The sequence below is a fragment of the Sulfitobacter indolifex genome (genome assembly GCF_022788655.1).
GTDB classification, from domain to species: domain Bacteria; phylum Pseudomonadota; class Alphaproteobacteria; order Rhodobacterales; family Rhodobacteraceae; genus Sulfitobacter; species Sulfitobacter indolifex.
Map to the genome: position 1 here is coordinate 125,409 of NZ_CP084952.1, position 14,448 is coordinate 139,856.

General features: G+C 55.5%; 9 protein-coding genes. 3 read left to right on the plus strand and 6 right to left on the minus strand.

Translation table 11 applies throughout. From position 1 onward, the window contains the following. Positions 1-4: 4 nt before the first annotated feature. The 6 genes from DSM14862_RS16630 to DSM14862_RS16655 all read right to left on the minus strand — a co-directional run bounded on the left by DSM14862_RS16630 (position 5) and on the right by DSM14862_RS16655 (position 9,967). On the minus strand, positions 5-3,898 hold the full coding sequence (locus tag DSM14862_RS16630; protein WP_007120912.1) for a hypothetical protein: 3,894 nt from the start codon (positions 3,896-3,898) through the stop codon (positions 5-7). A 570-nt stretch (positions 3,899-4,468) separates the two neighbouring features. Further along, positions 4,469-5,794 carry a type II toxin-antitoxin system HipA family toxin gene (locus DSM14862_RS16635; protein ID WP_007120913.1) on the minus strand — a complete coding sequence of 442 codons (1,326 nt, stop codon included), beginning with the start codon at positions 5,792-5,794 and terminating at the stop codon, positions 4,469-4,471. A 1-nt stretch (position 5,795) separates the two neighbouring features. Then, positions 5,796-6,044 (minus strand): helix-turn-helix domain-containing protein, encoded by a 249-nt coding sequence (locus tag DSM14862_RS16640; RefSeq protein ID WP_040701867.1) that lies wholly within the window; start codon positions 6,042-6,044, stop codon positions 5,796-5,798. A gap of 359 nt (positions 6,045-6,403) precedes the next feature. Then, positions 6,404-6,895: a c-type cytochrome gene (locus tag DSM14862_RS16645; RefSeq protein ID WP_322790851.1), complete on the minus strand. Its 492-nt coding sequence runs from the start codon at positions 6,893-6,895 to the stop codon at positions 6,404-6,406. Beyond that, the gene (locus DSM14862_RS16650; protein ID WP_243254549.1) at positions 6,855-8,678 is read right to left on the minus strand and encodes an ABC transporter ATP-binding protein; all 1,824 of its coding nucleotides are present in this window, start codon (positions 8,676-8,678) and stop codon (positions 6,855-6,857) included. Before DSM14862_RS16650 ends, DSM14862_RS16645 begins: the two co-directional genes overlap by 41 nt. Before the next feature lie 8 nt (positions 8,679-8,686). After that, positions 8,687-9,967 (minus strand): glycosyltransferase, encoded by a 1,281-nt coding sequence (locus DSM14862_RS16655; RefSeq protein ID WP_007121297.1) that lies wholly within the window; start codon positions 9,965-9,967, stop codon positions 8,687-8,689. A 122-nt stretch (positions 9,968-10,089) separates the two neighbouring features. Between DSM14862_RS16655 and DSM14862_RS16660 the strand changes: the two genes are divergently transcribed. The 3 genes from DSM14862_RS16660 (at position 10,090) to DSM14862_RS16670 (ending at position 14,364) form a co-directional block, all read left to right on the plus strand. Next, positions 10,090-11,520, plus strand: coding sequence for a glycosyltransferase family 4 protein (locus DSM14862_RS16660; RefSeq protein ID WP_007121298.1), 1,431 nt, complete (start codon positions 10,090-10,092; stop codon positions 11,518-11,520). A gap of 231 nt (positions 11,521-11,751) precedes the next feature. Continuing rightward, complete coding sequence (locus tag DSM14862_RS16665; protein ID WP_007121299.1) at positions 11,752-13,176, plus strand: TolC family outer membrane protein; 1,425 nt, start codon at positions 11,752-11,754, stop codon at positions 13,174-13,176. Between the two features lie 276 nt (positions 13,177-13,452). Continuing rightward, positions 13,453-14,364: a LysR substrate-binding domain-containing protein gene (locus DSM14862_RS16670; protein ID WP_243254550.1), complete on the plus strand. Its 912-nt coding sequence runs from the start codon at positions 13,453-13,455 to the stop codon at positions 14,362-14,364. The last annotated feature ends 84 nt before the right edge of the window (positions 14,365-14,448 follow it).

The window sequence follows — 14,448 nt, forward strand, 5'->3', positions numbered from 1 at the left end:
CTAATCACAGCATCCATGATCCATCATTGAACTGGAAATTTTGCGTAGCGAGCTGGGCACGCTCAAGACCCACAAGATCGACAAGATAACCGTCTCCGAAGGTCAGTCTTGTCCCTGTATCGTAATCTACAAATGCGTTCAGAATGTCTTCTTGGGTTTGCCAAGGGGATGCGGCTGCATCAGAGCGCCAATCCAATACAAAAATTTCCGCAAGGGGGTCGAAATCCAAAACTGTCGTGCCAGCGGACTCCATTTTAAGGACGAATACATCCTCTCCTGCGCCGCCCAGTAGTACATCCGCGCCGCCCTGACTGATAAGCGTATCATCCGCAGAGCCACCCATCATAATCTCATTGGCGGATGTACCTGCTGTGCTGCCCTCGACATAGTCCACCGACAGCACGTTCAGCCCCTCTCCCAACACAAGCATCATCCCCTCAGACGTCACTTGGTGGGCCGTGAGCGCACCGCGGATAATGACATTTCCATCCCCCCAATCCGCGCTAAGATTGAGAGACAGATCACCCCCGCCTATGATTTCAGCGAGAAGATTACGCCCATCACCGCTGAGCGACACCAATTCTGATCGGTCCGGAAGCGCGGTCAGACGCGTTACATCTTCGACCGCTCCCCCTAGGGTAATCTCAAACTGCCCACCGCCCTGCGGCAGAAAGACTTGGGTCCCTTCCCATGCATACCAGCCAGAGACCGCGCTGATTTGTTCGCCGACATCGAGCGCAAAACGTCCCGCGGCATCACCGGAAATTATCTGCGCCGTTATGCTGTTATCTGTCCGGTTGAGTGTGAGCTCGCTGGCTTCAAATGTCTTAATGCGTTCAGCGAGATCTTGGCCCGTTACGAACTCGGTTCCGGATGCATGTGCCAAGGCAAGGAACTCATCAAACAGCTCAAAAGTGTAGGATGAGGATTCATTATCAAATGACCATTCGGTCGGCCCGTAATCATGCCATGGGAAAGCAATGATAGGAGTGTCGGCATTGTTGGTGATGTCTAAAAGTTCGGCGGCCCAAACGGCCGCGGCCTCTTCCAAGGAGAGGTTTTGAAAGTCGAGCAGAGAAAAATCGAAACTCATGTTTGGCGCAAGATACACTGTTTTTTGGTCAGGAGTGAGGTACCCAAAGGCGCCTGGGTAGCCGGCACCCTCGCCAGAATACCCCCCCGACAGGTAGTCAAAAAATCGGATAATCTCGAGCGACGTATCAAGCGTTTCGGGAGCACCTGGCACAGCCGCCCCCGTGATGTCGATACCAAGCCTTTGGGCGATTTCGAGCGTAGAGGTCTCGAACTGGAAGCGGAAGGAGTTGTTCAGTACTTCCTGTTCTGACACGGATAACTCCCAAGGATTGAGGCTATCAGGATCGCGCGGATCGATGCGCGCGAGCAAGTCCAGCAGCTCAGGGGTGTCGCCCCTCAAAAGGTTCGTGTCTTCTGGGTGCGTGTAGCTGTGTGTGCCGATCTCATTCCCCATGGATAGGATCGCATTGTAGTAGGGCAGAGAGACGGACCAATCGGTCTGTTGATCTGGCGGGTTTGCCCCAACATTTATGTAATAAGACCCCACGAAATCATATCGCTCTTTCCAGTCCGCCAAAATCGGTACGAGACGATCGTAGATGCCTTCATCCAACACAGCCACGTCATAGTATTCTTGGCTTTGGTCCATGTCGTTGCGCGAATAGAAGAGGGATGAGCCGCGTGACATTTGCAGTCCGATACCTGCCGTGCCCGGATCATCTTTGGCAACCCAGTCTATGGCTTCGTGCAAGATATTGGAGTTGCCAATGACCGCGTCTGTGGCGAAATGAACATTGCGGTTGTTGTTGAGATCTGTGGCAATAACGGCTTCTTCTGAGATTTGGACACCGTTTTGTGTGAGAACTTGATCAAACAAGACTTCGGCAGTTCCCGTGACGTCTTTAAAGTGCAGATATGAGGTCAATGTCTCATAGTGGTCGATCGAGGCGCCTGCGGTATAGCCCTCCAGTATTGAATGGCTTGCATCTCCTGCGACCACTTCAACCCCTTGTGTCGAGCCAAACCCCTCGAGGGTGACCCCTAGAAGAGATTGCATCCGTGCGTAGGAGTTTCCGGCCAGCGCAGCACCGGTCTCGTCATTGGTCATGAAATTGCCTGCAGCGATCAGGCCAGTGCCGCTTTGTGCAGCAAGGCTTAACGCCTGGGTGATCTCATCAAGCTGATCTGCGCGGACATTGGCAAAGCTGGGGAAGACCAAAGCATCATATTGCGCTAGGAGTGCTGCATCGGTCAGGGCGGTTTCGTCCAAAAGATCGAAGGGGATGCCTGATTGCATGGCCTGGTTTTGGGCGGACATGATCAATTGACCATAATTCGTAATGTTGAAGTAGTTCGCAGCCGTTGTTTCTGAATAGACAATGCCCACGCGAACATCAGGCGTACCTGGGAAACTGGCGGGCGTGCCGGCAATTAGATTTCCGTTTGCATAGTCCCCTGGAAGGTACACAGAGTTATTGATGTCGGAAAATATGCGGATTTGGGTCTCAAAGCTGGCAAAACTGCGCGGCAAGGCAATTTCAGCTGAGCGTCCACCTTCGGCATAGCGGATATCGAGGGTTGCGACGAACACCTCGCCGGCCCCTCCTGTATAGAGAGCTGCAGTCCCGTCTTGAGCGATCTCAATGTTGTATTCCGCTCCGCCCGCAAAGCCCCAGATCTGATGACCTGTAGACCGGTTTAGGTCGGTATCCAGCCAAATGGTTGTGCCAGCCCCGATCCCTGTGTCTGACGTGAGGCCAATAACGGCCCCTTCCTCCACGACATCGGCAAAAATCTGTGCGCCATTGTCGGCCGTCGTATAGAGCAAAGTCGAGGCCGGATGTTCGGACAAAACACCGTCAATTACATAGGGCCCAAAGACGATAGGAGCCGGTGAAACAGTGTCACCCACAATAAGGTCTGTGTTTGAATAATCCCCCGGTAGAAAAACCGAATTGTTCACGTCCGCTAAGACACGAACCGCATTGGTGATACCTGCATCGGCCAAGGACACAGCCACTTCTGCGATGGTGCGGTCGGCATTGTAGCGCAGGTCGAGATCGCGCACAAAAACCTCCCCCGCGCCACCGCTGTAAAGAGCTGCAGAGCCATCTGCAGCAATCTCAATGTTATATTCTGCACCGCCTGCAAAGCCCCAGATCTGATACCCGGTGGAAGGATCAAGATCTGTGTCGAGCCATATCGTCGTGCTCTGGCCAATCTGAACGGGGGCATTGATTGCAAAGACAGCGTAGCCTTCCGAGATCGCTCCGTGCAGTGCCGTGCCATCGTCTGCAGTATAAAGCGGTGCATTCTCGGTCCAATCGGCCAAATCGCCGTCTAGCGTGAACTGCCCCGCAGCAACAGGCGCAGGCCCGGACTGCTCGCCTGGTCCGACGATCAGGTCGATGTTTGAATAGTCATTGGGAAGGAAATACTGATCATTCACATCTGCAAAGACGCGCAGATACTCCTGCAGTGCCAGCACGGAAGAAGGGAGCGCAACTTCCATCACGGTCTTGTCGGAGTTGTATTGCACTTCGAGCGGGGCAACAAAGGTCTCGCCTACGCCGCCCGAGTAGAGCGCCGCCGTTCCGTCTGACGCGATTTGAATGTTGTATTCGGCGCCCCCCGTGAACCCCCAAATTTGGTGGCCGGTTGATCGGTCAAGATCGGTATCAAGCCAGATTGTGGTATTTGCCCCAATGGGGGCGGTGCCACTGATTGCGAAGATCACACCATCAGGCCAAGTCTCGCCGTAAAGAGAATACCCACCTGACCTTGTTTCAGTAAACAGTGGTCTGCTGCCTGCCCAATCACTCATGTCCCCGTTGATGGTTTTTGAGCCGATCTGAACTGACATTCTGCTGTCTCCTAGCGGGGTGATGGCGCCCTGTATGTAGGCGCCTTAGGTTTTTACTTATTATCCGCCGGAGGATGGCTGAGGCGCAATTGTGCAGAGGGCTTAGAGCAAAGCTGGCAATCTTATCACAAAGGGGGATTTTGCTGAAGAAATGCACCCTTTGGTGCGCAGGCTATCCTCCTTTTGATGTCTGTCTTCGGGTTCAAAAGCACCATGGAGAGGTTTGGTCACCCACGCCTCTTGAACTTGAACAATGGCGAAATGATTTTCTAACCCTAGGCGAGAGCAACCCGACAACGCTGAAGAGCGCGTACAGATGGGGCGGATGCCTTCAGCATAAAGTGGGTCCATATCACCGTATTCAGGTTCAAAAATGCATGAGGATCTTAGGCACCGCGATGTTTCCTTTGCGACAGGCCCAGACACCTTCGGGCGAAACCGCATTGGAAATGCATATTTTCACGTGCCAGAGATAAGCTGCCTTGTTCGTCGAGTTGAGAAACCGGGTGCAGAGTTCCTTGGCCGCCTCAGGGGAAACAACGGTCTCCAAATTCGATGTAGCCTCGTTCCTTAAAGCAGCTGCCTGACTTGCGTGGCTCGCTCCATGGCCTCACTTTCGATCGGATCACTGACGGTGTCTGGGGCCAGTTTTCCAAGCTTGAGCCGGGTCCGATCCAACGCGGCGTCAAGCCGCTCTGCCATATCATACAATAGCTCTAGGGCGCGGCCTTTGGGCAGTCCGGCAGCGCGCGCTTCGGCTTCATAGTGGCGAGGTACTATCTCGTCGATACCGTAGTGGCCGTCGATCGACATGGCGAGCCGATAGCGTTTCCGTTGCAATCGCCCTGCGCGCACGATCGGGGCGATGCTTAAGATATCATAGAGAGGCGCCAGCCTAAAACGTCCCTGACGTCCCAGATGAAGGCTGAAGTTTTTGGCATGCCCATCCGAGGCACCAATCAAGTAAAAGAAAATTTGCGCTCGAAAGAATGTCTCTCGATCCTCGATGGGCGTATCGGATTCCCGCAGCAGCTCCATTATTTGCCCGATACCAGGGCCACCGGCTTTCTGGTATTTCCTCGCGGAGGGATACCCCAATGACTGGCAGATATCCTCCTGAGGCAGGCGCATCAGTTTGTCCCCTCGCCAATCCCGATCAAAGCGCTCAACCGACAGAACCATCTGGTCGGGAAGGGTGATCTTCTCGACATGCGCGGCAGGCAACCCGATTTCACGTGCGAGGGTCATACAAAACAATTCATTCTCGACACTGTCGCTTAGGTCGATTTGGTCCGGACCGGGGAGAACCCCCATAGGCGTTTTGAAAATATGGCTTGTTGGTGTGATGCCGCGCGGCTTGGCCCACTGACTATCCACTTGAAGGTAGGCTGTCTTTTCTTGCGCACCGGCGATGGAAATCCGAAAATCATCGTCGTCGCCCTGTGCGAGTGGCGCTGCTGCGAGGTTCTTTAGGTCAGCTACAATCTCCTCTTCCGAGATGATGCGATACAACATGTCTTGTTCTGATGGGTCCTCCCCCATCGGTAGAAACTGAAGCGCCCCTACACAATCGCGCCCTAATACCGACAGTAGTGAGTATACATCCTGTCCGGCAGCGCCGACGCGTGCGGCGATCTTCTCCCGCAGGTCTCCTTCTGCATCGGGCAAAAGGTTGTCGAAGGCGGCAACCACCGGATTGCCATGCCATTTCGTCTTAGACAGCGGCAGTACGCTGGCAACAGGAAAGGCCGTGTCGGATTCCAGCCAGTCGACATCATAGGTGAAGCCGATTGCGCCATCCGCTCCCCGTGTCAGGGTTCCGACTTTGGATCTCTCGTACCATACAGCAGTTTTACTTTGGCGTCTGCTGCGACCGGTGCGGGGAATGCGCGCCATTTCAGTTTATGTCTCGACCGGACAGACGGTCTGACACGGAAAGCTCAGCGCCCATGGCTTCAAGCAGGCGCAAATAAACATCGAGACTCGCTGCCACAACGCCGTTTTCGATGTCCGAAATGGTAGATTGGGCAGTACCTGTAATTTTGCCCAATTGCTTTTGACTCATGCCCTGCGCAGTCCGCCGGGCGCGTAAAGCTGTGCCTGCCTGCCGCAAACTTCGGACGGGGTATGCGGACGTATTGCTCATGGTATTTTGATAGCTCCGAGGCGATATTACCAACTTATAGCTTATAAGCTAAAAAATGTAAATATCGCCTATAGACTATAAACTATCTTATTGTCCTCAACCCAAATCGGCCATCGAATGATCGCCGAAGCTCCTGAACACGTTGGCCTAGACCGGATGCTCTTCTGACTGACAGGGTGATAAAAGACGAGGATGCCGTGGGTCGGCTGAGACGTCGGCCAGCGACATCACTGGCGGCGTCTACACACCAACGGCAATTCCGCAGCGGATTGATGACTGTTTTACCCGGATTCTGACGACAGCTGGAGAGATTTCTGACCCATGGGCGCTTCACAGCGCGTATCAGCGCGATTGCTCCCTTAGCGCTGGATGCTTTCCAGATAGACAAGCAACCCTGCCAGCTCACGCGGTGTTGGTGTAAGAATGCCGTTTATTTCGACCGGCACCGTATCATGTGCCATCGCTCCCCCGAACTGTGGCATGGCGCGCTCCATATGGCGCTGCTCTGGGTGCCCATAGATGTAGCTGAGTGCCTGCGCGCGGGGAAAAGTGCCGTCGTTCTTGCGGGCCAGAAGGGTCAAGTCTGCAGGAGCTGAATCAAGTTCTGCCGCTAAAGCCCCGTTTCCTTTTCCTGAGGCTCCGTGGCACGAAACGCAATTTTCCGCGTAGAATTTAGCGCCATCGGGTGCTTCTGGCATGGAAGGTATTGCGCAGGCTGCAAGTGCGGTACCAGCACTCGCCAAGAGGAATAGAGGCAGTTTGAACGATGGCATATTTATTCCTTTACGTGGCGAAGCAAACGAAGCTTGCTCAACCATAACTACTGCGCTGTGCATTGAACATAGCGGCATAGAGGCCTTCTTGGGCCATCAGTTCCGCATGGGTGCCTTCTTCGACCACCCGTCCCTCATCGAGCACATAGATATTATCGGCATGGGTCACGGTTGAGAGGCGGTGGGCAACGAGGATGGTGGTTTTGTCCTTGCTGAGCTCGCGAATGGCGTCGCGCACCTTTTCTTCAGTGCGTTGATCAAGCGCGGATGTGGCCTCATCGAGCAACAAGATTGGGGCCGAGCGCAGAAACGCCCGGGCGATGGCGATACGTTGTTTCTGACCCCCTGAGAGTTGGGAGCCTTTTGGGCCTAAGGGCGCGTCGCCGCGATCGCGCATTAACTGGTCGATACCCACGAGTTCAGCTGCGCGCCAGATTTCTGCATCGGTGGCCTCAGGACGGACGTAGCGGATGTTTTCCCAGATCGAGCTGTTGAAGATGACGATGTCTTGGGCCACCACAGAAAACGATTGGCGCAGCTTGTCGACGCGCAACTCTTTGACGGGCGTGCCGCCGATGGTCACGACCCCTTCGTTGACATCGTAAAGCCGGGCGATAAGACTTAGAACCGAGGTTTTGCCGGATCCAGTTGCCCCGACGATGGCGGTGACCTTGCCGCCCTCAAAGACCATGTTCACGTTGCAGAACAGGGGATGTTTTTCAGAGTATTGGAAGGTGACATCATCCAGAATGATATCGCCGGCAGCGTTAAATGTTTCTTTGGCATCCGGCGCATTGGTGATGCTGGGCACTTCACGGTAAAGAGAGCGCAAGCTGTCGAGAATGATCAAGCTGGCTTGCATGCTGACAAAGAAGGCGGTGAGGCGCCGCGCAGGGTCAAAAATCAATGCCATGCCAATCATAAAACCGATGATGCCGGCGCCATCCATCTCAAATCCTGGGCTGAGGGCCATGTAGCCGCCCACCCCAATGATCAAAACATAGATGATCGCGGCCAACACATCGACGGTGGGGCTCATCATCGCCTGCAGTCTCTGCAGACGAATGGAGAGGTCCTTGATTTCACCGGTCGCTTTGTTGAGGCGGGCTTTTTCCACGGGCTCTTGGTTAGAGATTTTGACGGTGCGCATGCCGTTCGTCATCTCTTCGATCCCGGACATGTAGTTGCCCATGGCATTCTCGGCGTTTGCTTGTGTGCCTTTGATGCCTTGAGAGATCCGTCGGACCACGATCGTGATCGTGGGCATGACGATGATCACCAGCATGAAGAGAGCCGGGTTTTTCCAGATCAGATACCCTGAGACGGCGATGATGGTCACAGTATCGCGTACCGCGTTAACTGTGGTCTGGCCAATGAAGCCCGACAGATCTTGCGCCTGATTGACCAGCCGCAAGATGATATCGCCCGATTTTGTCCGCTCAAAAAACGCCAGATCCAATGTCATCATATGATCAATCAGATCGCGCCGCATCTTGAACACCGCGTCGCTGGCCAGCCAGGCTGAGAGTCGGGGGACCCAGTAAGACATCACCGCGCGCAAGGAGAAAATCGCCAACACCATGCCGCAGACCTTTACCAGCCCTGCGACAGTGCCTTCATCGAAGATCACCCTTAACCCGCTTTCAGTGAGGGCGATAAACTGCTGGTAGGCAAAGCCCTGAACCAGGATCATCGCCATGACCAGGCCCAACCAAGGCGCGCGTTGTTTAAGATAGGTGGACCAGAACCAGGAGATATTGTCCTTATCTTGGTCGTTGAAGAGCGGCGCACGTCTTTTGTCTTTGGGCGCCGCTTTCGCCGTGTCTGTCTGCGCTGCTGCGGTATGATCTTGGTTGGTCATGGTATGCCTCAGACTTTTGCGGAGTCGGCGGATACCGTGGCGATGATATCTGTCGCAACGTTGTTCCAGGTCCGGAGTGAGGAATGGTTGCGCAGAATTTTGTCTTTTGCAGCGGCATATGCCGCGGGATCAGTATGCATTTTGTCGATAAGGGCTGCGAGCGCCGTGGGATCGTTTGGATCGAAGTATTCTGCCAAATCTCCCCCCACTTCACACAACGCCGGAGTCGTGGCGGAAAGGCCGGGGGTTCCCAGCCATAGGGCTTCACCCAAGGGCAAACCGAAGCCTTCCATATGGCTTGGGATAATCAACGCGCGGGCTTTTTGATAGAGAAGGCGCAAGCTCGCTTGGTTCGGGTTCAAAAGGAGGCGCACTTTATCTTTGATCGGTGCCACCTCTGGCCTGTCGAGATATGCGACAGTTCTCTTTCTATGGGCGCCGGCCAAGACAAACAGCGGCACAGGGCGGCCTGTTTTGTGCAGATGAAGCATCGCTTGTAGAATGCACTCAAGATTCTTGCGTCCCGTCATCACCCCGACCCCCAGAAAATAGGGGGTGTCGGGGATGTCGATATCGACCGTCTCGTTTGTTTCGCGCAGCTCATGGGGCAGGGGGACGGGCACAACGGGAGGGAGGTCGGGCAGATGGCCAGAGGCAGAAAATTCTTCGATTTCTGCCTTCGTGAAACGGGAATTTGTCATCACCTTCTCGGCGTGACTGATGACGATCCGATTGTCATGGGCGAAATTACGCGCAAACATGCTTTGACGCGGGTGCGCAAACTCATGCAGCGGGATCATATCGTGGATCAGTGGATAGAACCGCGGGCGGATGTTCTGCTTGTCCAACGCGACGAGGTAATCTGCCATCATTTTAGGCCGCCCGAGGGACACGAGGATTTGGCCTGAGAGATCCACTTCGCGCAGACTGCCTTCGGGGACCGCGCGGCGCCATTTGCTGAGGCAGATACGTTTCATGACTGTGCGTACAAGCGGGTAGATTGCATCGCGCAGCGGATGAGGCTCGGGAAAACTATAGCGAATGCGCATGGGCTTTGCGGCGGCCGGGATATTAGGATCGCAGACGCCTGTCTCAGAGGCCGCACCGATATTTGGATCGACCTCAAAGAAGCGATCATGTGCCGGCGAGAAGACCACAAAACGTACGTCAGCCGAGGAGCGGGCGAGCTCATACCCCACCTCCATCACGGTTCTCGCAATGCCGTAATATTTAAACTTGACGCCAGAAGAGAGAAATTGTTCTGAAAGGTCATAGTATATTGGGCTCATAAGTCCTCTTAACATCGTCCTTGGGGTTGAGGAACTTTAACTTGTTCTTCACTGAGCGTCACTAAGGCGGTGCTCTACCTTTCTTGGGCGTTAAGCACCAGAGTCAAGGAAGAGAACCCGACATGTACTATTTCGATATGACCGACATTCTGATCTACGTGGAGAAAGAGACCACGGTGTCGGGCATTCAAAGGGTTTCTTTTGAGGTCATCCGCCGCATGGTCGCCCGCTTGGGGGCCGACAATGTGCGGCTGAGCTATTGGGACCGGGCGCGGCGCGCCTATGTCGCCATCGATTCCAGCTTTATTAGGGAGATGGAAGAGTTTTCTCCCGATGATTTGGGGCGGGTTTTCTTCGGCAAGAAGGCGCGCTCTCAGCATAATGCTGCGCCCACCTTAGTGCGCTATCGCAACAGGCCCCTAAAGTACTGGTTTTACCATAAGGTACGTGCGTATCACGCGGCGCGCGGACATGAACGCTATTTTGCCAAGATGGGCTCGAGCATTGAAGAATGGGAGACCTTCAAAACGCGCCGCGCGCCGCTCCAAACACAGGGGGCGGAAGAGCTCTCTCGAGAGGACGTGAGCCAGACCGCGAAGCCAGGCGATCAACTGATCATTCTAGGCGCAATTTGGAACATCGATGGGCTGGAGCCCGCCCTGCAGCGCTTGAAGGACGACAAGAGCCTTGAGATCTACCAACTGGTACATGATCTGATCCCGATCATTGCGACTGAGCATATTGCGGCGGATTTCTCGGGCGAGTTTTACCATTGGTTGCTGGCATCTTTGGGGTATTGCGACCGCTTCATTGCGAATTCGCAAAACACGGCCCGCGACCTGCAGCGCTTTATGGATGAAGTCGGGCAGCAGCGCCCCATTGACGTGGTGCCCTTGGCACAAAAGTTCAACGTGGTACATTCCAACCGGGTAAGGGACCCGGCAAAGCCGTTCAAATCGCGTCTCAGCAGTTTGCAGGGGTTGCAGCAATCTGTGCTGAACCTAACCAAGACCCCCTTTGTCTTGGTCGTGGGCACGATGGAATCGCGCAAAAATCTTTGGCGTCTCGCGCAAGCTTGGCAGCGTCTTATTCAAACCCCGGGGCTTGATGTGCCCAAGCTTGTTTTTGCGGGCAAGCCGGGCTGGTATAACGACGACTTTGAAGAGTTGATGACGGCCACCGGCAACCTGGGTGGCTGGGTGCAATTTGCCAAACGTCCCAGCGATACTGAGCTTGGGTTTCTTTATGAGAACTGCCTTTTTACAGCGACCGTCAGCTTTTACGAAGGCTGGGGCCTGCCGATTGGTGAAAGCCTGTCCTTTGGCAAGACCGCGGTGGTGGCGGATAATTCTTCCATGCCTGAGGTCGGTGGGGATTTGGTGGAATATTGCGATGCCCAGTCCATCAGCAGCATCTATGAAGCCTGCCACAGGCTCATCGCAGACCCTGAGCACCGGCGCGTTCTGGAGCAGAAGATCAGCACAAGCGCGCTGCGCACTTGGGATGATGTGGCACATGACGTGGAGACCGTGTTGAACCACAAGAATGGCTGAGGCGCGACGCAACAGATATCAAATGCAAACTTTCCGCAAATATGGCATAGTCCTTCCCAAGATCACTGGCGTCACATTACTCATGACTTGGACGTGAAGGCACCGCGCAGCACACGGACAGCGGCAGCCGGACCTTTGAGGACCTTAATTTTGTGAACGATCAGGGCAAGAAAAGCGCATCCGCCCGCTAAGGCCAACGTGATTGCGCGCAAACAAAAGGCAGAACGAGCAATGGACATACCTCATCTCAAACGGTCCCTGCGACGCGCAGGTGTCGCTTTGCCCCTCACGCTGGCGCTGTTGATGCCGCGTCCCCTATGGGCCGAAACCTTGGCGGACGCTCTGGTTGGTGCCTATGAGTATTCGGGGCTCTTGGATCAAAACCGCGCTTTGTTGCGCGCCGCTGATGAAGATGTGGCCAGCGCCAAAGCCGCGCTCAAACCGGTGCTGCGGTGGGCTGGGGCGTTGACGCAGAGCTTTGGCAACACGCGGGCCTCCAGTCTCGCGCCCTCGCAGTCCACGGAAGCTCTGACCGCGTCGATCAACCTGATCGGAGAGTTGCTGCTGTATGATTTTGGCGCAAGCCAATACCGGATTGAGGCGACAAAAGAGACGGTGCTGGCCACCCGCCAGACGTTGCTTGACCTCGAACAGCGGGTGCTGCTGCGCGCCGTGGCTGCCTATATGGGGGTCATTGAGGCCTCGGATGTTGTGGCGCTGCGCAACAACAACCTGCGTCTCTTGACTCAAGAGTTGCGTGCTGCGCGCGACCGTTTTGAAGTGGGGGAGGTGACCAACACGGATGTCGCTCTCGCGGAAGCGCAATTGGCACAGGCCCGCAGCGGGCTGGCAGGGGCCGAGGGCGCCTTGCTGCGCGCTGTTGAGGAATACATCAATGTGGTCGGGCGCAGACCCGGCAATCTCAGCCCCCCACCGCAGCTGCCCAATGTGGGTGGCAATATCGAGGCTGCCAAGGCGCTGGCGGTCCGGCGCCATCCCGCCGTTGCGGCCGCGCAACATCAAGTTGCGGCCGCAGGGTTGGCGGTCAGTTCAAACGAGGCGGCAATGAAGCCTCGGGTGACGCTGCAAGGGAACTACGGTCTTTCAGAGACATTTGACAGTCAGCGCTACAATCGCAGTGGCAGTGTTGGGGTGGAGGCCGGTCAGACGATCTATCAAGGTGGCGCTTTATCCTCAGCCGTACGGCGGGCCATGGCCCAGCAGGATGCGCAGCGCGCCAATCTTCATGTTGTGAGCCGCGAGGTTTCTCAGGAGGTCGGCAATGCCTATGCGTCTTTGACGTCCGCACGGGCGCAACTTGAAGCCTCAGACCGGCAGATCCGCGCGGCGCGCACCGCTTTTGAGGGGGTGCGTGAAGAAGCAAAGCTGGGCGCCCGGACCACATTGGATGTTCTGGATGCTGAGCAGGTGTTGCTGGATGCGGAATCGACGCGGGTCACCGCACGCGCCAATCTCTATATCGCGGCCTATGCCGTCTTGGCTGCCACCGGGCAGCTCACGGCGCGAGATCTGCGCCTGCCCGTGCAGCTTTATGATGCTGCGGCCTATTACAATCTGGTCAAGGACGGCCCCGCCAAATATTCCAAGCAGGGCAAAGCGCTCGACCGAGTTCTGCGGGCAATTCAAAAGAACTGAAGTCTAAGGACAGACCCTTAAGGTAGGCAGGGGGGCGAGTAGCGGCTTAGGTTACGGCTTCGAAAGCCACGCAATCAAAACGCCTCCGAGAAATTTTTTGGGGGGGGGTGCTTTGTAGCGGAGGTCAGCTTGGCGGAACAGACCTTCCCAATGTGCGAACCGCGCAACCCCTGCGCATTCTGGCGCAAGAAGATGCGGTCTTCGTCCTTTGCGGTATCTCAGTGCTTCTCACATCCCTCTGTGTGATAATAGAAACAGTCGCCATGGAGGGCCCGGATGAATAGAAGTTTGACGGCGACCTTGCGCCAGTATGAAGCTTTCGACGTCGTCGCCGAAACTTTGCATTTTGGGCGAGCGGCTCAACTTCTAGGTGTCGCTCAACCAGCGCTGACGCAACAGATCAAACAGCTCGAAGCCGAGTTCGGGGGCGAGCTATTGTTTGACCGAAACCGCCGTCGTGTACTGTTGACCGAATTTGGCGAAACTGTTTTGCCAGAGGTGCGCGCCCTGCTGAGGCAGGCTCACCGCGTCGAAAATATTGCTGACGCCGCGCGCGGTGGGCGGCGCGGTCGTATCGAGTTGGCTTACATTGGATCCGCGTCTTATGCTGGCGTTCTTGGACGTGTTTTGAAGACATTTCGGGCGGGCACGGATGTCGATCTGGTTTTGCATGAATTGGACATGGATCTTCAAATCCGCGAGATCGTCGCAGGCAGGATCGATGCCGGATTTGTGCGCTTGCCGCTCTCGGGGGTGCCAGATGTGCTGGTGACGAGGGACATTTTAGAAGAAGATATCATGTTGGCTCTTCCCAGAGGACATAGACTGGAGGGGGCGGAATCCGTGCGCATGGCCGATCTGTGCAAAGAAAGCTTTATTTTTACCCATCTCGGCCCTGATCTCGGATTTGCCGCCTGCGCTTATGCGCTGTGCAGCGACGCTGGTTTTACCCCCCACATTGCCCATCGTGCCCGACAGTTCACTGCGATCGTCAGTTTTGTCTCTGCCGGTCTGGGCGTGGCATTTGTGCCCGCTTCTGTTGCTCGTATGGCGGAGGTAGGGGTCAGCTTTGTGCGGATCTCTGATGCCACCGTAACGAGCCGGATCGGCCTTGCCCATCTTGATGCCCCAACCAATCCTACCCTGCGCCGTTTGCTTGCGATCCTAGAGCCGATTGACCGGCTGTGAGAGGCCGATAAGAAGACTGTGCATGCTGCCACTTGGGGCATCAAGTTCCAGGTTTTCGCGCGGTGCGGTGCGCGGACTTTTTGC